Origin of the sequence: Mycolicibacterium flavescens (assembly GCF_001722335.1) — a bacterium.
GTDB classification, from domain to species: Bacteria; Actinomycetota; Actinomycetes; order Mycobacteriales; family Mycobacteriaceae; genus Mycobacterium; species Mycobacterium flavescens.
Window position 1 is genome coordinate 57,015 of record NZ_MIHA01000004.1, and the last position, 20,298, is coordinate 77,312.

Consider the following 20,298-nt stretch of genomic DNA (forward strand, 5'->3'; position numbering starts at 1 on the left):
GGGTCAGACGAACCCGGGGACCCGCAACGGGCCTCGAGGATTCGACCGGACCCACCCGATTTGGGGGACAACGATGTCTGAGCAGACCGTCTACGGAGCTGCCTCCGCACCTCGCACCAAAATTCGCACCCTTCACCTGCAGAAGTGGAAGTCCGAAGGGCACAAGTGGGCCATGCTCACCGCCTACGACTACTCCACCGCGCGGGTCTTCGACGAGGCCGGCATCCCGGTGCTGCTGGTCGGCGATTCGGCCGCCAATGTGGTGTACGGCTACGACACCACCGTGCCGGTCACCATCGACGAGCTGATCCCGCTGGTGCGCGGCGTGGTGCGCGGCGCCCCGCACGCGCTGGTGGTGGCCGACATGCCGTTCGGCAGTTACGAGGGCGGCCCGGCGCAGGCGCTGGCCACCGCGACCCGGTTCCTCAAGGAGACCGGTGCGCACGCGGTGAAACTCGAGGGCGGCGAGCGGGTGGCCGAGCAGATCGCGGCGCTGTCGGCGGCCGGGATCCCGGTCATGGCGCACATCGGTTTCACCCCGCAGAGCGTCAACGGCCTCGGCGGGTTCCGGGTGCAGGGCCGGGGGGACGCCGCCGAGCAGACGATCCACGACGCCATCGCCGTTCAGGAGGCGGGCGCGTTCTCCGTGGTGATGGAGATGGTGCCTGCCGAGCTGGCCACCCAGATCACCGGCAAGCTGACCATCCCGACCGTCGGCATCGGCGCGGGCCCCAACTGTGACGCGCAGGTTCTGGTGTGGCAGGACATGGCGGGCATGACCAGCGGCAAGACCGCGAAGTTCGTGAAGCGGTTCGGCGATGTGGGTGTCGAATTGCGCCGTGCGGCAGAGCAATACGCCGACGAGGTCGCCAGCGGGGTGTTCCCCGCCGACGAGCACTCGTTCTAGGCGAACTCGGCTTTCCGCTTCGCCAGGAACGCGTCGACGCCTTCGCGGCCGTCGGCCGAGTTCGCGCGCTCGGCGATCAGCCGGCCCTCGAGTTCCATCTGTTCCTCGAGCCCGTTCTTGAACGTCGCGAGCATCAACGCCTTGACGCCGCCGTTGGATCCGGCTGCGGTGGCGGCGATCTGGCCGGCGAGCTTGTCGGTGCGCGCGGCGAGGTCCGCGTCGGGCACCACCTCGGTGACCAGCCCCCACTGCGACGCCGCCTGCGCCGACAGGCTGCGGTTGGTGAGCATGAGTTCCTTGGTCCTGGTGATGCCGATCAGCCGGGGCAGGTAGTAGGACGCGCTGCCGTCGGGGCTCAGCCCGACCCGGGTGTAGGCCATCGTGAACGAGGCGGACTCGGCGGCCAGCACCAGGTCGCCGGTCACCGCGATCGAGAAGCCCGCGCCGGCGGCGGTGCCGTTGACGGCGGTGATCAGCACGGCGTTCATCCGGGCGAAGCTGGAGATGGCACGGTGCAGATCGTCGGCGACGCCCTTGACGTGGGCGCCGCGGTCGGGGGCGGCGGCGAAGTCCTTCAAATCGCCGCCCGCGCAGAAGAACCGGCCGGTCCCGGTGAGTACCACGACTTTGGTGGCGGCGGTGTCGCAGCGCCTGGCGGCGTCGGCCAGTTCCCGAGTCATGGTGCCGTTCATGCCGTTTGCGGCGTCCGGGCGGTTCAATGCGATGCGGGTGATGGCGCCGGACTGTTCGAAGGTCAACGTTTCGTAATCGGTCACAGGTGGACCTTAGCCTCGCAGCAACCGCCGGTGTTCACGCGCATGTGGCAGGCTGGATTCTCACCATGGGCAAATCAGCGGACAAGGCATCCCGGCATCTGGAGGTCGAGCGCAAGTTCGATGTCGTCGAGTCGAGCGTGGCGCCGTCGTTCGACGGGCTCTCAGCGGTCGGCCGGGTGGAACGCTCACCGTCGTACCTGCTGGAAGCGGTGTATTTCGACACCCCCGGCCACGACCTGGCCGCGCGGCGCATCACGTTGCGTCGCCGCACGGGTGGGCCCGACGCCGGCTGGCATCTGAAGCTGCCCGCCGGGCCCGATGCCCGCACCGAGGTCAGGGAACCGCTCGGCGACGACGACGGAGGGGTGCCCGACGGTCTGCGCGATGTGGTGCTGGCGATCGTGCGCAACCGACCGCTCTCGCCCGTCGCGCGGATCATCACGCAGCGCACGGTCGAGATGCTCTACGGGCCCGACGGCGCGCCGCTGGCCGAGTTCTGCGATGACGAGGTGAGCGCGGAGGCGCTTCCGGACGGCGAGGAGCAGACCTGGCGGGAGTGGGAGCTCGAACTGGTCGGCGGCGACGACCGGGACCTGCTGGACCGGTTGTCGAACCGGTTGCTCGACGCGGGCGCCGAACCGGCGGCCAGCGGGTCGAAGTTGGCCAGGGTGTTGTCGACGGCGGAGGGCGCGCCGGCCGCGGAGCCGAAAGGCCCGATGCACCGGGCGGTGGCCGACCTGATCGGCGAGCTGATCGAGTGGGACCGGGCGGTGCGGGCCGACGTCTACGACTCGGTGCACCAGATGCGGGTGACCACCCGCAAGATCCGCAGCCTGCTGCAGTCGTCGCGCGAGGCGTTCGGGATCTCCGACGACGCGTGGGTTCTCGACGAGTTGCGGCAGTTGGCGTCGATCCTCGGGGTGGCGCGGGACGCCGAGGTGCTGGCCGAACGGTATCAGGAGGCGCTCGACGGGCTACCGGCGGAACTGGTGCGCGGGCCGATCCGGCAGCGGCTGGTCGAGGGGGCGCAGCGGCGGTATGACGCGGGGTTGCGACGGTCGCTGGTCGCGATGCGCTCGGAGCGGTACTTCCGGCTGTTGGACGCGCTGGAGGGGCTGGTCGCGGCCGAACCCGGGCAGCAGCCCGAGCACGTCACGGCGACGATCGACTCGGCGTACAAACGGGTCCGCAAGGCGGCCAAAGCCGCCGCCAAGTCCGGTGCCGACGACGACAAGGACGAGGCGCTGCACCGGATTCGCAAGGGCGCCAAGCGACTTCGCTATACCGCCGCCGCGACCGGTGACGACAAGATTTCGGATCGGGCGAAGAGCATCCAGTCGATGCTGGGCGATCACCAGGACAGCGTGGTCAGCCGCACGCATCTGAGCCAGCAGGCCGAGGCCGCGCACGCCGCCCGCGAGGACACGTTCACCTACGGTGTGCTGTACCGCATCGAGGATGAGCTGGCCGACCAGGCGCGCGACGGGCTCGACAGGGCGCTCAAGAAGCTGGACAAGGCGGTCCGCAAGAAGAAGCGGTGAGAGGGCGGATGAGTTGGCCTGTAAGCCGGATTCTGTTCCGCAGCGCCGCGGTTGACCACGGCGCCGCGGCGGCGACCATCCATCTGGACACACCGTCGCCGGGTGCCTCGAGCGGCCTACCCGCAGGCTCGGGCGAGCAACCCTCGGACGCCTGCGCGACCGCAACCAGGTTGCGGCCTTCTTGGCCTTGCTTCGGGTGGGGTTTGCCTAGCCACTCCGGTCACCCGGAATGCTGGTGCGCTCTTACCGCACCGTTTCACCCTTACCTCCCCGGCGCCCGAAGACACCGAGGTGGCGGTCTGCTTTCTGTGGCACTTTCCCGCGAGTCACCTCGGATTGCCGTTAGCAATCACCCTGCTCTGTGAAGTCCGGACTTTCCTCGAGAACCAGGTGACCCTGATTCCCGCGGCCGCCCAGCCAACTCATCCGCGGATCCACGGTACTGCCTGGTGACACAGTTTCGCGAGTTCGCCATACTGCGTTCATGGCGCAGGTGCCTCCGGCCCGTTACCTGCTGCGGGCCAAAGACATGGTCGACGCGCGGTATGCGGAGGCGCTGACCGTCGACGATCTGGCGGCCGCGGCGGGGCTGTCGCGGGCGCACTTCTCGCGGATGTTCACCAAGACGTTCGGGGAGTCGCCGCGGGCGTACCTGCAGACGCGGCGGCTGGAACGGGCCGCGGCGCTGCTGCGCTACACCGACCGCTCGGTGGCCGACATCTGCGTGATGGTGGGCCTGCAGAGCGTGGGGTCGTTCACCAGTAGCTTCGCGCGGGTCTACGGGTTGCCGCCTGCGGCGTACCGGGCCAGCCGGCCGGCCGCGGCGCTGAGCGCGCCGATCCCCAGCTGCATCCTCAAGCGCGACACCCGGCCGCGCGCCGACAGCCGTGTAGTGAAGACAGCACACGGGGAGAAGACGGGCCGGGCGGGCTGACCGTAGCGTCGCTGACATGATCAAGATTGCAAGCGCCCACCTGTGGGTGCACGACCAGGAAGCCGCGCTGAAGTTCTGGACCGAGAAGGTCGGTATGGAAGTGCGGCAGGATGTTTCGCTACCCGACGTCGACGGGATCTTCCGCTGGCTCACCGTCGGCCCACCCGGCCAGGACGACGTGTCGATCGTGCTGATGGCCGTGCCCGGCGAACCGGTGATGGACGAGCCGACCCGCCGGCAGGTGCTGGACCTGACCGCCAAAGGTTTCGCCGGCACGATCTTCCTGACCACCGAGAACTGCCAGGCGTCGTACGAGGAGATCAAGTCGCGCGGTGTGGAGTTCACCGAGGAGCCACACGAAATGCCGTACGGCATCGACTGCGGGTTCCGCGACCCTTCGGGCAACAGCGTCCGCCTCACGCAACTGGCGGATCTGTCGACGCTGACCGGCCCTTAGAAGGGCGGGGGTCTATCGCGTTCGGCGACTCGGGCGGCATTGACCGGAGCGTTACGCGCGCGTTCCTCCTCGATCGCCGCGGCCCGGTCCTGAGCGCGAGTCCGCTTGCGGCGGGGCATCCTCAGCCCGCGCGCCTGGGCGCCGTTCGGCACCCGGGCAGCCTGCCGCACGATCGCAGGGTCCACCGGCGCGGTGGGCCGGCACAGCGCCGGGAACAGAAGTTCGGCACCCGGACAGGTGGTCACGGTCTGCCCCGTCGGGGAGATCCAGTCCACCCGCCCGTCCGGGTGCTGAACATCCCGCCACCCCCAGAACGTCTTGAGCAAATGACACTGTCGGCAAAGGCATTTCAGATTCGACGCCTGCGTGGGACCCACCGGGTAGGCGATCGTGTGGTCGATGTCGCAGCGATCGGCGGGCACGTCGCAGCCCGGGAACCGACACGTCAAATCGCGGCACCGGACGAACCACGCCAACGCCGCCGAGGGCCGGTATCGCGGTTCGGGCGGCGCCCCGCCGGGATGCCGCAGGTACTCGATCTTCGCGGTGCCGGCCAGTTTCGCGGCCAGCAGCGGCGCGGGCAGCATCCCGCCACCCAGCAGATAGGCCGGATCGGTGTCGGCCGGTGCCGACGGCATGTCCTCAGGCCTCGGCGACAACGCCTCCCGCACCGTCATGCGCAGCAGTTCCTCGCGTGACGGTCCCGGCGGATCCTCGCCGTCGAGGTCGACGTCGGTGTCGTCGGAGAGTGATTCCTCACGAGCCACGACATGGATCACCGTCGAGCTGACCGTCAGTTCCGCGGCCGCGCAATCCTCGCGCCCGCACGTGCACGCGAGCCGATCCGCACCTTGACCGATGGCGCCCATCGCGTCCGCGCGCCGCTGTTCCATGGTGCGCGGGTCGTCGTCGCACACCGCGGCGCACATCGCGTCCAGTCGTCTGTCGAACGCCTCGGCGTCGGTGGCCATCAGCAACGCCTCGACATAGGCCATGCCCGACCCGTCGTCGCAGATGTGGACGTCAACATGGCGCCCGCGTGTCTTCATCTGGGTGCGCCGCACCGCGAACGGGTCATAGCGATCCACCCAGAAGTCGATCTCCTTCTCGATCTTCTCAACCGACAAGCTCGTCCACTGCTCCACCCGGGCGGCGATCTCGGCATCGACCTTGGCCTTCGCCTCGTGATCGCGAATCAACCGGGTCCGCGACTCGATCGCCTGGGCCATCCGGTACGAGATGGCCCCCGCGGCGAACACCTCCGCCACCCGCGGCAACCGTTTCCGCAACCCCCAAGCGGTCAGCAGCTGATGGGATGCCACACCGCGCGAGACACCCTGGGCTGCGGCGATCTCAGCGACTGCCGCGGCCCAATTGTCGGCTGACCAGTTCTCCCGCTCAGCCGAGCCGTCGGCGGATACGTGACGCGCGAGGACGTCGGCGGAGGCCGCGAGCCGGCGCGCGCAGGCGGCGTTCTCCACCCGCGCCCACGCGTCCACCGCGCCGACAGCGTCCCGGCTGCCGACCGCTCGCGCCACCAATTTCTCGAACATGCTTTCGACGCTAGCCGCGTCCAGCGTCGTGAGCCACCCTCGGCCGCGCAACTGTGGATGAATTTCAACTTGGGGATAACTTCATCCAAATGTCGGCCGGGATCTCACAATGCGGCCGTGCCGACCGTCTACCGGGTATGCGCACCGACACCGCCGACTGGCCCGCGATCACACACGAGCTCGACGAGTACGGCGGCGCTCTGCTCCCCCGCCTGCTCACCGACGACGAGACAGCCGCGATCCGCGACCTCTACCCCGTCGACGACCTGTTCCGCGCGACCGTCGACATGGCCCGCCACCGCTTCGGTCGAGGCGAGTACCGCTACTTCGCCGAGCCCTACCCCGAACCGGTCGAGGCGCTCCGCCAGGCGCTCTATCCACGCCTGTTACCGATAGCCAGAGACTGGTGGCGAAAGCTCGGCCGGCCGACCCCCTGGCCGGACACCCTCGACGAGTGGCTGGATCGGTGTCACGCCGCCGGTCAGACGAAGTCGACGGCGCTGCTGCTCAAGTACGGCCCCGGCGACTGGAACGCCCTGCACCGAGACCTCTACGGCGATCTGGTTTTTCCACTGCAGGTCGTCGTCAACCTGATGGAACCGGGCGTCGACCACACCGGCGGCGAGTTCCTGCTCCTCGAGCAGCGGCCACGCGCCCAATCCCGCGGCACCGCAACGCTCCTGCCGCGCGGGCACGGCTACGTGTTCACCACCCGCGAGCGCCCGGTAACCGCGATCCGCGGGTGGTCGGCCGCACCCGTGCGCCACGGCGTCTCGGTGGTGCGGTCGGGCCAGCGTTACACGCTCGGGCTCATCTTCCACGATGCAGCATGAACTACCGCCGCCGCAGGATGATCACGTTGTCGAACCAGGTGAACGGTTTGCCCTCGGGTGTGGTGACCTCCCGCTCGACGGAGCGGATCTCGGCCGTCTCCCACAGTTCCGCAGGGAGATTCAGCGCGGCGACGATGTCCTGCGGCGCGTCGAACGTGTTGTGGTGGTCCAGTTCGGCGTGCCAGGGCGGCGGCCCGCTGTGGTTGACGATCAACAGCATCCCGCCCGGCCGCACGGCCCGCGCTGCCGCGGCGAAGATCGGCATCCGGTCCAGCGGAAACGTCGAGTGCAGGAAATGTGCTGACACCAGGTCGAATTCGCCCTCGGGGAATCCGGTCGACAGGTCCTGCTGCTGAAACGAGATCCGGTCGGCCACACCTCGTGCCGCCGCCTCGTCAGCTGCGCGGCGCAAGGCCGTTTCGGCGATGTCGACGGCCACGACCTGCCATCCCTGCTCGGCGAGCCACACCGCATCACCGCCCTCACCGCACCCCAGATCGAGTGCCCTGCCGGGTGTCAACGTCGTCGCGATCTCCGACAACCGGACGTTGACCCGACCGCTCCAGATCCGGTCACGGGCGCTGTAGTGCTCTTCCCAATGTTGTTTGGCGTCAGGCGTTGACATGCTAGTTCCCTTCGTGAATGAGTGGATGATCCTCGGTGAGCAGGCTCTGCATCACCGCGGCAGCGGCGCCCGAACCGGCCGCGACGGCCGCAGCGACCTGCGGCATCATCGCGCTGAGATCACCGGCCGCGAAGACGCCCGGCACGTTGGTCTGATACATCGCGTCGACGGTGACCGGGTCCTGCGCCACCGGGGTCGGATCGCCTGCGGCGACGCCGAGCCGGGAAGCCAGAGGTGATCGCTGGTGCAACGTGGTGGCCACCAGCAGACCTGTGCGCGGCAACCGGCTTCCGTCGTCGAAGACCACCGCCTCCAGCCGTCCGCCGTCGCCAGCCAACTCCCGCACCACCTTCGGTTCGATCCCCACCCCCGCGGCCGCCAACCGCCCAAGCTGAGCATCGTCGAAATCGTCTGCGCCACAGGTCAGGACGATGACGTCGTCGCTCCAGCACCGCAGCAGCAGCGCCATGTGCACCGCGCGCTCACCATCGGCCAGCACACCCAGGGGTTGGTCGCGGACCTCCCACCCGTGGCAGAACGGGCAGTGGAACACCGACCCGCCCCACAACTCGGCCAGACCGGGTAGCTCGGGCGGCCGGTACTCCATGCCGGTGGCGAGCAGGACCCGGCGCGTCCGCTCGGTCGTGCCGTCGGCCAGGCGCACCGTGAAACCGGTTGCCTCACCGGTACCGTCGACGACCTCACCGGTGCGCACCTCGACGCTCGGGTACGCGGCCAGTTCCTCGCGGCCCATCGCGTAGAGCTCAGACGGCGGACGGCCGTCGTGCCCGAGCAGGCCGCCGATTCCGTGGGCGGCCAAGTTGCTCTGCGCACCGGAGTCCACCAGCAGCACCCGACGCCGCGCCCGGCCCAACACCAGCGCCGCACTCAATCCCGCCGCGCCACCACCGACAACGACGCAATCCCATTCGAAGTTCATGCCACCACATTGCAACCGTGCCGCAGAAATGCCAAGCTTTCTTGCCATGGAGGCAAAACCGGAGGACAGCGTCGACGCCCGGGTGCGGCGCAGGCTGCGTGAACTGCGCATGCAGCGCGGGTTTACCCTCGAGGAGGTCGCCGGACGCTCCAACATCGACGTGTCCACACTGTCGCGGCTGGAATCGGGTAAGCGCCGTCTGGCCCTCGATCACCTGCCGCGGCTGGCGGCCGCGCTGTCGGTCAGCACCGACGAACTGCTGCGCACCCCGGAAGCCGAGGACCCGCGCGTCCGCGCCGGCTCGCACACCCACCACAACATCACGTACTGGCCGCTGACACGTCAGCCCGCCGGCGGTCTGCAGGCGTTCAAGATCCGGATCAGCGCGCGCCGACGGACTCCGCCCGACGAGCTACCGGTGCACGAGGGCCAGGACTGGATGTACGTGCTGTCGGGTCAGTTGCGGCTGATCCTCGGCGAGCGCGACTTCGTCGTCAAACCCGGTGAAGCCGTGGAGTTCTCAACGTGGACACCGCACTGGTTCGGCGTAGTCGACGGACCGGTCGAGGCCATCACGATCTTCGGGCCGCACGGTGAGCGGCTCCACCTGCACGACTAATCCAGATACGCCGTCTGATTGACCAGCCGCACCGACGCGGCGCCGTCGGGGTAGAACTCGGCGATCGACAGCGACGCCAGATCCAGATGCAGTCGGTACAAAATGTTGGAGCCACCGTCGAGCGCCACCCGCAGCAGCGATTTGATCGGCGTCACGTGCGAGACCACCAGCACGGTTTCGCCGGCGTGCTCGGCGATGATCCGCGCCCGCGCCCGGTTCACCCGGACGGCGGCCGCGTCGAAGCTCTCCCCCTGCGGCGGCGCCAGGCTGGTGTCGCGAAGCCACCGGCGGTGCAGGTCCGGATCCCGTTGCGCGGCTTCGGCGAACGTCAAACCCTCCCACGCCCCGAAATCCGTCTCGATCAGGTCGTCGTCGACGGTCACGTCGAGGCCGAGCACCTTGGCTGCCGCCGCCGCGGTGTCGTAGGCGCGTTGCAGCGGTGAGGTGATGACCGCCGCGACACCGCCCTTGCGGCCCAGATAGGCCGCCGCCGCCTCGGCCTGGCGCCGACCGAGGTCGGTCAGCGCGGGGTTGCCGCGGCCCGAATAACGCCGCTCCACCGACAGTTCCGTCTGCCCGTGACGCAGCAGCAGGAAGCGCGTCGGTTCGCCGCGGGCGCCGGTCCAGGCCACCGGGTTCGACGCCGGCTGCGCTGGTTGTTGCGCCGGCATCTCGGCCGCAGCGTCCATCGCCTCGTTGGCCAACCGGTCGGCGTGACTGTTCTGCGCCCGCGGGATCCACGTGTAGGTGACGCGATCGAAGCGTCCCGCGATCCCGGTGGCTTCCCGGTGCAGGACGGCGATCTCCGGGTGCTTGACCTTCCAACGCCCGGACATCTGCTCGACGACGAGCTTGGAGTCCATCCGGACGTCGACCTCGTCGGCGCCGATGTCGGCCGCCTCGGTCAAACCCGCGATCAGACCGCGGTATTCGGCGACGTTGTTGGTGGCGCGACCGATCGCCTCCTTGCTTTCGGCCAGTACCGTCGCGTGATCACCCGACCACACCACCGAGCCGTAGCCGGCCGGTCCGGGATTGCCGCGCGATCCGCCGTCGGCCTCGACGATCACCTTCACGCGCCGGTCCCCTTGACGCGCAACAGGATCGCCCCGCACTCGGGGCAGCGCAGGACCTCGTCGTCGGCGGCGGCCGAGATCCGCGCCAGCTCACCCTTGTCGATCTCGAGCCGGCACGCCCCGCAGCGGCGGCCCTGCAGCGCTCCGGCACCGGCACCACCGCGGGCCCGCTGCCGCTCATACATCGCCACCAGTTCGGCATCGAGGGCCGCGACGAGCTCGTCGCGCCGCGACAGACCCTGGTGCCGCTGCTGTTCGAGACCGGTGCGCGCCTCGTCGCGCGCGGTCTGCGCAGCGGCGAGTTCGCCTTCCAGTTCGTCGATCTTGGCCAGCGCCTGCTCCTGGTCGCGCTGCAGCTCCTCGCGGCGCTCCATCACCTCCAGCTGGGAGTCCTCCAGCGAGGACTGGCGGCGCTCCAGCGTCTGCAGTTCGTGCTGCAGTTCGGTGAGCTGTTTGGCGTCGACGGTGCCGCCCGCCATCAGCTTGCGGTCGCGGTCCTCGCGCTGCCGCACCCCGTCGATCTCGGTTTCGAACTTCGCGATCTGTGCATCGAGATCCTCGATCGCGATCTGCAGGGCGGCCAGGCCGTCGTTGGCCTCACGGTGGCGGGCCTGCACCTCCTCGAGACGCTGCTGCTCGGCCAGGTTCTTGCCGCGATGCTCGATCCGGCCCAGCTCAGCGTCGAGCTCCGCCAGTTCCAGCAACGACTTCTGTTGCCCTACATCGGCTTTCATATCAATCCTCAACGTTCCACGGGTCGGTGCGCACCGCCGACACCTGTACGGGAAGCGCGTCACCGAAGTGGCCGCGCAGCAGGGCGGCAGCCTGATGACACCAGGGGTACTCGCTGGCCCAGTGCGCCACGTCGACCAGGGCGACCCCCGAGGCCCGCCGGTGCTCGTCGGCGGGATGGTGGCGCAGATCCGAGGTCACATACGCGTCGACGCCGACGCGCGCGACCCGGCCGAGCAGCGAATCACCCGCTCCCCCGCACACCGCGACCCGCGACACCGTCGCACCCGGGTCACCGGCTGCGCGCACCCCCCACGAGGTCTCGGGCAGCGCCGCGCGGACACGGGAGACGAACGCCGACAACGGTTCCGGCTCGGCCAGCGTGCCGATGCGGCCCAGGCCGACGTCGCCGGGGATCGGCGCCAACGCGAAGATGTCGAACGCCGGTTCCTCGTACGGGTGTGCGCCGCGCAGCGCGGTGAGCACCCGCGCGCGCAGTCCCGCGGGCGCGATCATCTCCACCCGGTCCTCGGGCACCCGTTCGATCGCGCCGACGCTGCCGATGGCCGGCGAGGCACCCTCGTGCGGAAGGAACTGGCCGGTTCCGGTCGTTGACCAACTGCAGTGCGAGTAGTCCCCGATGTGGCCCGCGCCCGCGGCGAACATGGCGTTGCGTACCGCGTCGGCGTTGGCGGCGGGCACGAATACGACCCACTTGTCGAGGTCCCGCCCTCCGCCCACGGGTTCGAGCACGTCCTCGACCGTCAATCCGAGCGCTTCGGCGAGCGCGTCGGAGACGCCGGGTGCGGCCGAGTCGGCGTTGGTGTGCGCGGTGAACAGCGCGCGGTTCGTGCGGATCAGGCCGTGGATCAGGGCGCCCTTGGCGGTGCTGGCGGCGACGGTGTCGACGCCGCGCAACAGCAGCGGGTGGTGGGCCAGCAGCAGCCCGCGCTCGGGCACCTCGGCGGCCACCGCGGGGGTGGCGTCGACCGCGACCGTGACCGACTCGACCGTCTCGTCGGGGTCGCCGCACACCAGTCCGACCGAATCCCAGCCTTGCGCCAGCTCGGGCGGGTACGCCGCCTCCAGCACGTCGATGACGTCGGCCAGCCGCGCGCTCATCGCAGCGCCTCGGCGACGGCGTCGACCAGCACCGGCCATTCCGGGCGCACCGCGGCCCGCAGGAACTGGCCGTCGAGTCCGACGAACGTGTCACAGCGTCGCACGGCAATCCCCCTGTCTTCCAGTCGTTTCCGCGTCAGCTCGGCATCCGGGACGCAGAACAGCACGAACGGCGCCGAACCCTCGACGACCTGGACGCCGATGCTAGTCAACCCGGCCACCATCGCGGAGCGGTCCTCGAGCACCGCGCGCGCGGACCGGTCGGCGGCGGCCACCGCATCGGGGTGGCTGCACGCGCTGATCGCCTCGAGTTGCAGCGTGCCGAGGGGCCAGTGGGGGCGGCGCGCGGTCAACCGGTCGAGCACGTCGGGAGCTCCCAGCGCGTAGCCGACCCGCAGACCCGCCAGCGCCCAGGTCTTGGTGAGGCTGCGCAGCACCAGGACGTCGGGCAGCGGGTCGGCGGCCAGCGAGCCGGCCTCGCCGGGGATGGCGTCGGCGAACGCCTCGTCGACCACCACGATGCGGCCCGGCCGCCGCAGCGCCAGCACCTGCTCGCGGGTGTGCAGCACACCCGTCGGGTTGGTCGGGTTGCCGACGACGACGAGGTCCGCCTCGGCCGGCACCGCGTCGGCGGCCAGCGTGTACGGCGGGTCGAGCACCACATGGTCGAACGGCACCCCGGCCGCCGCGAGCACCGCCTCGGGCTCGGTGAACGACGGCGCGATCAGCGCGGCCCGGCGCGGTCGCAGGTCGGGCAGCAGCGCGAACCCCTCGGCGCCCCCGGCCAGCAGCGCGACCTCGTCGATCTCGCGGTGATGGCGGGCGGCCACGGCGGTGCAAGCGCGCAGTTCGTCGTCGCGGCTCGGGTAGCGCGCGAGGTCGCCCAACCGGCCCGCGAGGCGCTCTACCAGCCAGGACGGCGGTGCTGCGCCGCGGACGTTGACGGCGAAATCCAGCATCCCCGGGGCCACGGCCTGGTCGCCGTGGTACCGCGCTGCCGCACGTAGAGGACTCGCCACATCACGACCCTAGTGCGCCGCGCCGGCGGGTTCTGAGATCGGGGACAATGGGGGTCGTGACCGACACGCTGGACCCGACCACGACCGCAACCCGCCCGCAGCTGGTGATCTTCGACCTCGACGGCACCCTGACCGATTCCGCGCAGGGCATCGTCGCCAGCTTCCGGCACGCGCTCGGGTCGGTCGGCGCGGACGTCCCGGACGGGGACCTGGCCACCATGATCATCGGCCCGCCCATGCACCACACGCTGGGCAACCTCGGGCTCGGCGAGCGCACCGACGCGGCGATCGCCGCGTACCGGGAGGACTACCGCAGCCGCGGCTGGGCGATGAACCGGGTGTTCGACGGGATCCCGGCGCTGCTGGACGACCTGCGCGCGGCCGGTGTGCGAATGGCGGTGGCCACCTCCAAGGCGGAGCCGACCGCGCAGCGGATCCTCGAGCATTTCGGCCTGCACGACTGCTTCGAGGTGATCGCCGGCGCCAGCGTCGACGGTTCCCGCGCGGCGAAGGTCGACGTGGTCGCGCACGCGTTGGCGCAGATTGACGACATGCCGGAGCGGGTGGTGATGGTCGGCGACCGCTCGCACGACGTCGAGGGCGCCGCCGCCCACGGCATCGACACCGTGGTGGTCGGATGGGGTTACGGACGCACGGATTTCGAAGGCCCCGACGCCGCACAGCCGGCCGCCCACGTCGCGACGGTCACGGAGTTGCGTGAGGTGTTGGGTGTCTGAACTGCTGCACGTGACGTTCGTGTGCTCGGGCAACATCTGCCGCTCGCCGATGGCCGAGAAGATGTTCGCCCATCAGATCAGCGAGCGCGGCCTCGGCCACGCGGTGCGGGTGAGCAGCGCGGGCACCGGCGGCTGGCACGCCGGTGAGCCGGCCGACCGGCGGGCCACCCACGTGCTGCGCGAGCACGGTTACCCGACCGCGCACCGCGCCGCCCAGGTCGACGACGACCATCTGGCGGCCGACCTGGTGATCGCGCTGGGCCGCAACCACGTTCGGATGCTCAAGGATCTCGGGGTGCCCGACGGTCGCCTGCGGATGTTGCGGTCGTTCGACCCGCGCTCGGGTGCGCACGCCCTGGACGTGGAGGACCCGTACTACGGCGATCACGCCGACTTCGAAGACGTGTTCACGGTGATCGAGTCGTCGCTGCCGGGCCTGCACGCCTGGGTCGACGAGCAACTCGCCGCGAGGGGAATCGCGAGCTGATGCGTCGCTTCGCCTTCCTGTTCCGACCGTCGTGGTTGGCGCTTTTCGTGGTGGTGATCGCGTTCGCCTATCTGTGCTTCACCGTGCTGGCGCCGTGGCAGCTGGGCAAGAACAGCAAGACCTCCCGGGAGAACGCGCAGATCTCGCGTTCCCTGTCCGCCGATCCGGTGCCAGTCACATCGGTTCTGCCCGAACAGGATTCGGCCGCCCCCGAGGAGCAGTGGCACCGGGTGACCGCGACCGGCCGCTACCTGCCCGACGCGCAGGTGCTGGCACGTCTGCGCACGGTCGAGGGTGAGCCGGCCTTCGAAGTGCTGGTGCCGTTCGCCGTCGACGACGGACCGACCGTGCTGGTCGACCGTGGATATGTCCGGCCCGTCCAGGGCTCCGGGGTGCCCGAGATCGCGCCGGCGCCCGACGGCACGGTCACCATCGAGGCCCGGCTGCGCGACTCCGAGTTGCGGGCGCTGGGCCGGGAGCCGTTCGAGGCCGACGGCGCACAGCAGGTCTATTCGATCAACACCGAGCAGATCGCGGCGCTCACCGGCGTTCCGCTCACGGGGTCCTACCTGCAGCTGACCGAGGACCAGCCCGGCGGGCTCGGCGTGATCCCGCTTCCACACCTCGATGCCGGGCCGTTCCTGTCCTACGGCATCCAGTGGATCGCGTTCGGCATCATCGCCCCGATCGGGCTGGGCTACTTCGCGTTCGCCGAACTGCGTCAGCGCCGACGGGAGAAGGCCGCCCAGGAGGCGGTCGAGGCCGCCCCCGACGTGCCGCTCACCACCGAGCAGAAGCTCGCCGACCGCTACGGGCGGCGACGCTGAACACGACAGCGGCGACCTGTACCGCACGCGACAACCGCACCGCCCGACGGAGATCGGCGACCTGCGGTGGCGGACCGTCGCCGAGCGCGGGCCGGACCTCGAGCTGATGGGCGTACTGGGTGGGCCCACCCAGCCGCACGCCGAGCGCACCGGCGAACGCGGCCTCCGCGACACCGGCGTTGGGGCTGGGATGACGGCCGGCATCACGGCGCCACGCGCGTAGCACGGCCGGCGCGGACCCACCGACCAGCGGCGCGCAGACCGCCACCAGCAGCCCGGTCAGCCGGGCCGCCAGGTAGTTGGCCAGATCATCGAAACGCGCTGCCGCCCAGCCGAAAAGCCGATACCGCGGCGATTTGTGGCCGATCATCGCGTCAAGCGTGTTGGCGCCGCGGTAGAGCAGGACCGCGGGCGTGCCGCCGAGTGCCGCCCACAGCAGGGGCGCGACCGCCGCGTCGGAGGTGTTCTCGGCGATCGATTCCAGAGCGGCGCGGGTGAGGCCGTGTTCGTCGAGCACGGCCGGGTCGCGGCCGCACAGCGACGGCAGCAGCTGTCGCGCAGCATCGATGTCGCCACAGTCGAGGTGCTGCGCCATCTGCGCACCGGTGCGCGCCAACGACGTCCCGCCGAGCGCGACGAACACCGCCGCCGCCGTGGTCAGCGCCGCGGGAACGGCGCCCGCGCGTGCGGCGGCCCGGTCAGCCGTCACGCCGAGCGCGGTCAACGCGCCGAGCAGCGCGCCGACATGTACGACGCCGGCGCTGCGGGTGTCGGCGTAGGTTCGATGCTCCAAAGCCGCTGCCGCGCTACCGAACAACGCCACCGGGTGTCCGCGGCGCGGATCGCCGAACAGCAGGTCGGCCGCGTAACCGGCGGCGATCCCGACCGCGCGGGCACGGGCGAGGGACGCGGGCATCCCGCGAGCGTCTCACAACGTGATCTACTGGTCGACATGAGGTTCGGGCCACCGCGCCGCGCCACGCGCGTCGTCGATCTGATCAATCCCGCCGCGGCGCTGCTGCCCGCGGCGAACGTGATCATGCAACTGGCGTCGCCGGGCGTCGGATACGGCGTGCTGGAAAGCCCCGTCGACAGCGGCAACGTCTACAAGCATCCGTTCAAACGGGCCCGGACCACCGGCACGTATCTTGCGGTTGCGACCATGGGCACCGACAGCGACCGCAAGCTGATCCGCGACGAGGTGGACCGGGTGCACGCGCTGGTCCGCTCGACCGCGTCGAGTCCGGTGTCGTACACGGCGTTTGACCCCAAGCTGCAGCTCTGGGTGGCTGCCTGCCTGTACCGCTACTACACCGATCAGCACGAGTTCCTGTACGGCCCGCTCGACGACGAGGCCGCCGACGCGGTCTATCAGGACGCCCGCAAGCTCGGCACCACACTGCAGGTCCGCGCCGAGATGTGGCCGCCGGACCGGGTGGCGTTCGACGAATACTGGAAACGCTCGCTCGACGAGCTGCGCATCGACGAGCCGGTGCGTGAGCATCTGCACGGTGTCGCGTCGATGGCTTTCCTGCCGGCACCGCTGCGGCTGCTGGCGGGGCGGTTCAACCTGTTCGCGACGACCGGTTTCCTGCCGCAGGAGTTCCGCGAGCACATGAAACTGAACTGGACCGGCGCGCAACAGCGACGCTTCGAGATGCTGCTGACCGCCCTGCGGATCGCCGACCGCGTGATTCCGCGGGAGGCCTGGCTGTTCGGATACCGCCTCTACCTGTGGGATATGCGGGCCCGCAAACGCCTCGGCAGGCGGATCGTGTGATCCGCCTGCCGTGACGTTGTTCAGTTGTCTGACGACGGCGGGCTAGGCCGCAGCGTCCGAGGAGTCGCTGCCCGAATCGCTGTCGCTGGAATCGCTGTCGCTGGAATCGCTGTCACTCGAACCGGTGTCGGTGTCGCTCGAACTCGTGCTCCCGGTGGTCGAGCTGGTGCTTCCGGTGGTCGAGCTGGTGCTGCCGGTGGTCGAGCTCGTGGTCGAACCCGTGGCGGTGTCGGCGTCATCCGTCGCGTCGGTGGTGTCGGTCGCGTCGGCATCCTCAGCCTCGGTCACCTCGACCTCGGTGGTCTCGGCGTCGGTGGTGTCGATCGACGTCGGCGTCACCGCAGACCGCCCCACCGGAGCCGTCTCGACGTCGACATCCGTTGCCTCCGTGACTTCCTCAGTCACCTCGTCGGTGACCGGGGCTGTTTCGACGGTCTCGGTGGCCTCGACGGTTTCGGTGGTCTCGGCCTCGGTGGTCTGGATGGCCTCGGTCACCGCCTCGAGCGCCTCGGCCGTCGTCGGCGTGAGCGCCTCCGTCTCGGTCGACGCCAGCGTCGTCGTCAATGCGCTCTGCGGCACCTCGGTGGCCTCCATCGACGCCAGCGCCAACGGCTCACCGGTCGCCGCCTCGAGTTCGTCGGCGAAGGCGGTCAGCGTCACCGCGTCCGGCACGGTCTGCGGATAACGTTCCGTCCACTCCCGAATCACGTACGCGGCGGGCTTCCAGGAGAAGTCGTCGCGCAGCACACCCAGGGTGTCGTCGACGACCGTGCTGTCGGTGTCGCGGTCACGCGTCGTGTAGATGAAAGACGGCCCGGTGTAGTCGAACTCGCTCCACGTGTTCAGGTAGTCCTGAATGAACGCGGCCTGCGTGGCTTCGTCGACGACCGAGGTGGGCTCGCCGTACTCGCTGGTCCAGATCAGCTTGTCACCGTCACCGTTGGCGGTCATCAGCTCGTGCATGGTCTCGAGTTGCGTGATCGGCGCCGCCGCACCGTACGGTCGCCCCTGCGAGAACGGCAGCGTGTATTGATACGGATGAAGCGACAGCGCGTCGAAGTAACCCGCGGCCCCACTCTCGTACATGCCTTCGACGAAGGTGATCGGGTTGTACGCCAGACCAGCGACGTCGGTAACCGAACCGACGACGCCGCCGACGACGGTCGCCTCCGGATCGGCGGCCTTGATCGCCGGATACGCCGCCTGCAGCAGTTCGGTGTAGGCCGCGGGATCCGGCGCGGGTGCCCAGTAGAAGTAGGCGTTCGGCTCGTTCCACACCTCGTAGGCCGAGACCTTTCCGGCGTAGCGCTCGGCGGCCAGCGAGACGAACTCCGTGTACTGCTCGTTGTCGGCCGGCGGGCTGACCACCGGCGGCAGGCCGGGCTCGGTAGCCCAAGCGGGCGTCGAGTTCAGCACGCCGAGGATGCCCATCCCGCGGCTGTCGGCGGCCTCGACGAGGTAGTCGACGGTGTCCCAGTAGTAGAAGTCGTCTGCGAGTTCCACACCGGCCCACGGGATCAGGATGCGGACGTTGTTGACGCCCATCGCCTGCATCTCGTCGAGCGTGCGTTCAACCTCGGCCGGCGTCATGCCGTAGAGGTCGGAGTCCGCGAAACCGACCGTGGTGTTCGACGTGTTGATCGCCGCGGTGTTGACGAACGGCAGCGTCACCACGTTCTTCGACGGCGACTCGGAGAAGATGGTTCCCGCCCCTGCCGCTACCACCGCAGACGCGGTGACCACTAAGCCGATCTTGAAAACGGGCCGCCTCGAGCGCCGGCCACCTTTTTGCTGCATCAGTATCCCCATTCCGTGATTCACCCTTACCGGCCCCCGCGCCGGCCTCATCGATACAGATCGATTCATTCCCGGAAATTGCGGGCTCTAACCCGTTTCGTCACAGATTGCCCGACTTCTACCAGTCTTTTTAGCGATCTTGGTCAGCCGAGAATGGTATTTTCAGTCCCGAAGATGCAAATTTAGTAAATGTCGATGGTCGTTACTTGTACCAACTACATAGGTGGGCTTAGGTGGTGAATTTCGTTAGCCGGATAACAGGGCGCGCCAAGAATACGCCGTAAAGCAAAGCTCCCGTCGAGTTAGCTCGGCTAACGCACGACGGCAGCTAAGCCGGATGCGGTTGCGGGAATTTGTGGCCGTTATCACCCCGCGGCGCCGGGCAGCGCGGATGATCGAGACCACCATCGAGTGAGGAGCCGGCATGCCCTTCCCTGCGCTCAATCATGTGGCTCTGACGGTGAGGGACCTGTCGGTCAGTGCGCCGTGGTACCGGGCGTTGATCGACGCCGACCCCGTCCTCGACGAACACACCGAAACCGGGTTCCGGCATGTGGTCTGGCAGTTCGACAACGGCACGCTGTTCGGGATCCACGAGCACACTCGACCGATGACCGACGATCGGTTCACCGAATTCCGTTCGGGCCTCGACCACGTCGGCTTCGGATGCGCCGACCGTGCCGAACTCGAGCAGTGGCGCAGCCGCCTCGATGCGCTTGGTATCGAGCACGGCGCCATCGTTGACGCGCACTACGGCTCGGGGCTCAGCTTTCGCGATCCTGACGGAATCGCGCTGGAGCTTTTCGCCCCGTCGGGATGAGTGGGCGCGGACGGTATCGAACCGCCGACCGCTGGTGTGTAAATCTCGCCGCACTGCGTCTCTGCACTTCAACGTCGTCGCATAGGTACACATACGTCCAGCTCAGCCGTCTCATCCGTGGCCAAACCTCCATGGCTTCAGCCACTGTAGCTGCACGTCTTGGCACACTCTCGGCACAGCGGGGCGGGTTTTCCGCTCGCCTAAAGGAGCCCTCGGGCGACGATCGACGTTCGACGGCGCCCCCGCGCTGAAGCCGGCAAGTCGGCCTGGCGCCCGACTGCCCTAACCCCTGAGTAAGTGATTCCTGTCTTAAGCATCCTGTTACAGCAATCGTGCAATCGCAGGCAGGCCTACTGCCGGATCTGAGGAGACTTGCGCCTAAGCTGAAGGTGCTACCTGAATACGGGCTGGACCGGACGTCGGATGCACTTCGTATCGGATCAGTTGGTCGACAACTTTGTTGCATCGTTCGGTATTTGCCGTCTAACGGCCAACCTTAGGTGGCACCGCGTCTCGCACGTTTCGCGGAGTTACGTTCACAAATCCGGTCATATCGCTCGGACTGTCGATACTTGGCCGCCGTTTTCAGTAACCTCCCCTGCGTTCGACCAAACTCGTCGGAGGGGAATATGACGATCGCTGCTGGGTGGTACCCAGACCCATGGAACGGGGGACAGCTTCGATGGTGGGATGGCGCCCAATGGACGGGTTGGACA

The 20,298-nt window shown here is 69.0% G+C and carries 21 protein-coding genes, 1 other RNA gene and 1 pseudogene; 12 read left to right on the forward strand and 11 right to left on the reverse strand.

Annotated elements, in window-relative coordinates; all coding sequences use genetic code 11:
- The first annotated feature begins 73 nt into the window (after positions 1 to 73).
- Positions 74 to 907 carry a 3-methyl-2-oxobutanoate hydroxymethyltransferase gene (panB, locus tag BHQ18_RS06525; RefSeq protein ID WP_069412789.1) on the forward strand — a complete coding sequence of 278 codons (834 nt, stop codon included), beginning with the start codon at positions 74 to 76 and terminating at the stop codon, positions 905 to 907.
- Here panB and BHQ18_RS06530 read toward each other — a convergent pair.
- Positions 904 to 1,683 (reverse strand): enoyl-CoA hydratase/isomerase family protein, encoded by a 780-nt coding sequence (locus BHQ18_RS06530; protein WP_069412790.1) that lies wholly within the window; start codon positions 1,681 to 1,683, stop codon positions 904 to 906. The two genes, panB and BHQ18_RS06530, sit on opposite strands and share 4 nt — an antisense overlap.
- Before the next feature lie 65 nt (positions 1,684 to 1,748).
- Between BHQ18_RS06530 and BHQ18_RS06535 the strand changes: the two genes are divergently transcribed.
- Entirely contained in the window at positions 1,749 to 3,224 is a 1,476-nt protein-coding gene (locus BHQ18_RS06535) for a CYTH and CHAD domain-containing protein (RefSeq protein WP_069412791.1), read from the forward strand.
- Positions 3,225 to 3,229: 5 nt separating this feature from the next.
- Here the strand turns inward: BHQ18_RS06535 and rnpB are convergent.
- Positions 3,230 to 3,649, reverse strand: an RNA gene (rnpB, locus tag BHQ18_RS06540) — RNase P RNA component class A.
- Positions 3,650 to 3,708: 59 nt separating this feature from the next.
- On the opposite strand from rnpB, the gene BHQ18_RS06545 reads away from it, so the two are divergent.
- Together BHQ18_RS06545 and BHQ18_RS06550 are read left to right on the forward strand one after the other, a co-directional pair.
- On the forward strand, positions 3,709 to 4,158 hold the full coding sequence (locus BHQ18_RS06545; RefSeq protein ID WP_069412792.1) for a helix-turn-helix domain-containing protein: 450 nt from the start codon (positions 3,709 to 3,711) through the stop codon (positions 4,156 to 4,158).
- Between the two features lie 16 nt (positions 4,159 to 4,174).
- On the forward strand, positions 4,175 to 4,615 hold the full coding sequence (locus BHQ18_RS06550) for a VOC family protein (protein WP_069412793.1): 441 nt from the start codon (positions 4,175 to 4,177) through the stop codon (positions 4,613 to 4,615).
- Here the strand turns inward: BHQ18_RS06550 and BHQ18_RS06555 are convergent.
- Positions 4,612 to 6,168, reverse strand: a complete 1,557-nt coding sequence (locus BHQ18_RS06555; RefSeq protein WP_069412794.1) for an HNH endonuclease signature motif containing protein — start codon at positions 6,166 to 6,168, stop codon at positions 4,612 to 4,614. The genes BHQ18_RS06550 and BHQ18_RS06555 overlap by 4 nt on opposite strands.
- 137 nt (positions 6,169 to 6,305) lie before the next feature.
- Between BHQ18_RS06555 and BHQ18_RS06560 the strand changes: the two genes are divergently transcribed.
- Positions 6,306 to 7,001, forward strand: a complete 696-nt coding sequence (locus BHQ18_RS06560) for a 2OG-Fe(II) oxygenase (RefSeq protein WP_069412795.1) — start codon at positions 6,306 to 6,308, stop codon at positions 6,999 to 7,001.
- 1 nt (position 7,002) lies between these two features.
- On the opposite strand, the gene BHQ18_RS06565 is transcribed toward BHQ18_RS06560, so the two are convergent.
- Together BHQ18_RS06565 and BHQ18_RS06570 are read right to left on the reverse strand one after the other, a co-directional pair.
- Complete coding sequence (locus BHQ18_RS06565; protein ID WP_069412796.1) at positions 7,003 to 7,626, reverse strand: class I SAM-dependent methyltransferase; 624 nt, start codon at positions 7,624 to 7,626, stop codon at positions 7,003 to 7,005.
- Between the two features lies 1 nt (position 7,627).
- Positions 7,628 to 8,566, reverse strand: a complete 939-nt coding sequence (locus BHQ18_RS06570) for an NAD(P)/FAD-dependent oxidoreductase (protein WP_069412797.1) — start codon at positions 8,564 to 8,566, stop codon at positions 7,628 to 7,630.
- A gap of 46 nt (positions 8,567 to 8,612) precedes the next feature.
- On the opposite strand from BHQ18_RS06570, the gene BHQ18_RS06575 reads away from it, so the two are divergent.
- Positions 8,613 to 9,185: a type II toxin-antitoxin system RelB family anti-toxin gene (locus BHQ18_RS06575; protein ID WP_069412798.1), complete on the forward strand. Its 573-nt coding sequence runs from the start codon at positions 8,613 to 8,615 to the stop codon at positions 9,183 to 9,185.
- Here the strand turns inward: BHQ18_RS06575 and BHQ18_RS06580 are convergent.
- Genes BHQ18_RS06580 through cobC form a run of 4 tightly spaced genes read right to left on the reverse strand, consistent with a single transcriptional unit; the run spans position 9,182 to position 13,134 of the window.
- Positions 9,182 to 10,261 (reverse strand): bifunctional RNase H/acid phosphatase, encoded by a 1,080-nt coding sequence (locus BHQ18_RS06580; protein ID WP_069412799.1) that lies wholly within the window; start codon positions 10,259 to 10,261, stop codon positions 9,182 to 9,184. The genes BHQ18_RS06575 and BHQ18_RS06580 overlap by 4 nt on opposite strands.
- Positions 10,258 to 10,995, reverse strand: a complete 738-nt coding sequence (locus BHQ18_RS06585; protein ID WP_069412800.1) for a zinc ribbon domain-containing protein — start codon at positions 10,993 to 10,995, stop codon at positions 10,258 to 10,260. The genes BHQ18_RS06580 and BHQ18_RS06585 overlap by 4 nt, the downstream gene beginning before the upstream one ends.
- 1 nt (position 10,996) lies before the next feature.
- Positions 10,997 to 12,115, reverse strand: coding sequence for a Nif3-like dinuclear metal center hexameric protein (locus BHQ18_RS06590; protein WP_069412801.1), 1,119 nt, complete (start codon positions 12,113 to 12,115; stop codon positions 10,997 to 10,999).
- Positions 12,112 to 13,134: an Rv2231c family histidinol phosphate aminotransferase CobC gene (gene cobC / locus BHQ18_RS06595; RefSeq protein ID WP_069412802.1), complete on the reverse strand. Its 1,023-nt coding sequence runs from the start codon at positions 13,132 to 13,134 to the stop codon at positions 12,112 to 12,114. Before cobC ends, BHQ18_RS06590 begins: the two co-directional genes overlap by 4 nt.
- Positions 13,135 to 13,181: 47 nt before the next feature.
- Between cobC and BHQ18_RS06600 the strand changes: the two genes are divergently transcribed.
- Genes BHQ18_RS06600 through BHQ18_RS06610 form a run of 3 tightly spaced genes read left to right on the forward strand, consistent with a single transcriptional unit; the run spans position 13,182 to position 15,185 of the window.
- Complete coding sequence (locus BHQ18_RS06600; protein ID WP_069412803.1) at positions 13,182 to 13,871, forward strand: HAD-IA family hydrolase; 690 nt, start codon at positions 13,182 to 13,184, stop codon at positions 13,869 to 13,871.
- Positions 13,864 to 14,358: a low molecular weight protein-tyrosine-phosphatase gene (locus BHQ18_RS06605; RefSeq protein WP_069412804.1), complete on the forward strand. Its 495-nt coding sequence runs from the start codon at positions 13,864 to 13,866 to the stop codon at positions 14,356 to 14,358. The genes BHQ18_RS06600 and BHQ18_RS06605 overlap by 8 nt, the downstream gene beginning before the upstream one ends.
- Positions 14,358 to 15,185, forward strand: coding sequence for an SURF1 family cytochrome oxidase biogenesis protein (locus tag BHQ18_RS06610; RefSeq protein ID WP_069412805.1), 828 nt, complete (start codon positions 14,358 to 14,360; stop codon positions 15,183 to 15,185). Before BHQ18_RS06605 ends, BHQ18_RS06610 begins: the two co-directional genes overlap by 1 nt.
- Here BHQ18_RS06610 and BHQ18_RS06615 read toward each other — a convergent pair.
- The gene (locus BHQ18_RS06615) at positions 15,139 to 16,101 is read right to left on the reverse strand and encodes a cobalamin biosynthesis protein (RefSeq protein ID WP_069412806.1); all 963 of its coding nucleotides are present in this window, start codon (positions 16,099 to 16,101) and stop codon (positions 15,139 to 15,141) included. The genes BHQ18_RS06610 and BHQ18_RS06615 overlap by 47 nt on opposite strands.
- 36 nt (positions 16,102 to 16,137) lie before the next feature.
- On the opposite strand from BHQ18_RS06615, the gene BHQ18_RS06620 reads away from it, so the two are divergent.
- Positions 16,138 to 16,965 carry an oxygenase MpaB family protein gene (locus BHQ18_RS06620; RefSeq protein WP_069412807.1) on the forward strand — a complete coding sequence of 276 codons (828 nt, stop codon included), beginning with the start codon at positions 16,138 to 16,140 and terminating at the stop codon, positions 16,963 to 16,965.
- 42 nt (positions 16,966 to 17,007) lie between these two features.
- Here the strand turns inward: BHQ18_RS06620 and BHQ18_RS06625 are convergent, their stop codons facing one another.
- Positions 17,008 to 18,708, reverse strand: coding sequence for a cellulase family glycosylhydrolase (locus BHQ18_RS06625; protein ID WP_234794096.1), 1,701 nt, complete (start codon positions 18,706 to 18,708; stop codon positions 17,008 to 17,010).
- 478 nt (positions 18,709 to 19,186) lie between these two features.
- On the opposite strand from BHQ18_RS06625, the gene BHQ18_RS06630 reads away from it, so the two are divergent.
- Positions 19,187 to 19,582, forward strand: coding sequence for a VOC family protein (locus BHQ18_RS06630; protein WP_069412808.1), 396 nt, complete (start codon positions 19,187 to 19,189; stop codon positions 19,580 to 19,582).
- A gap of 629 nt (positions 19,583 to 20,211) precedes the next feature.
- Positions 20,212 to 20,295, forward strand: a pseudogene (locus BHQ18_RS30895) (DUF2510 domain-containing protein); the annotation flags it as partial.
- Between the last annotated feature and the right edge of the window lie 3 nt (positions 20,296 to 20,298).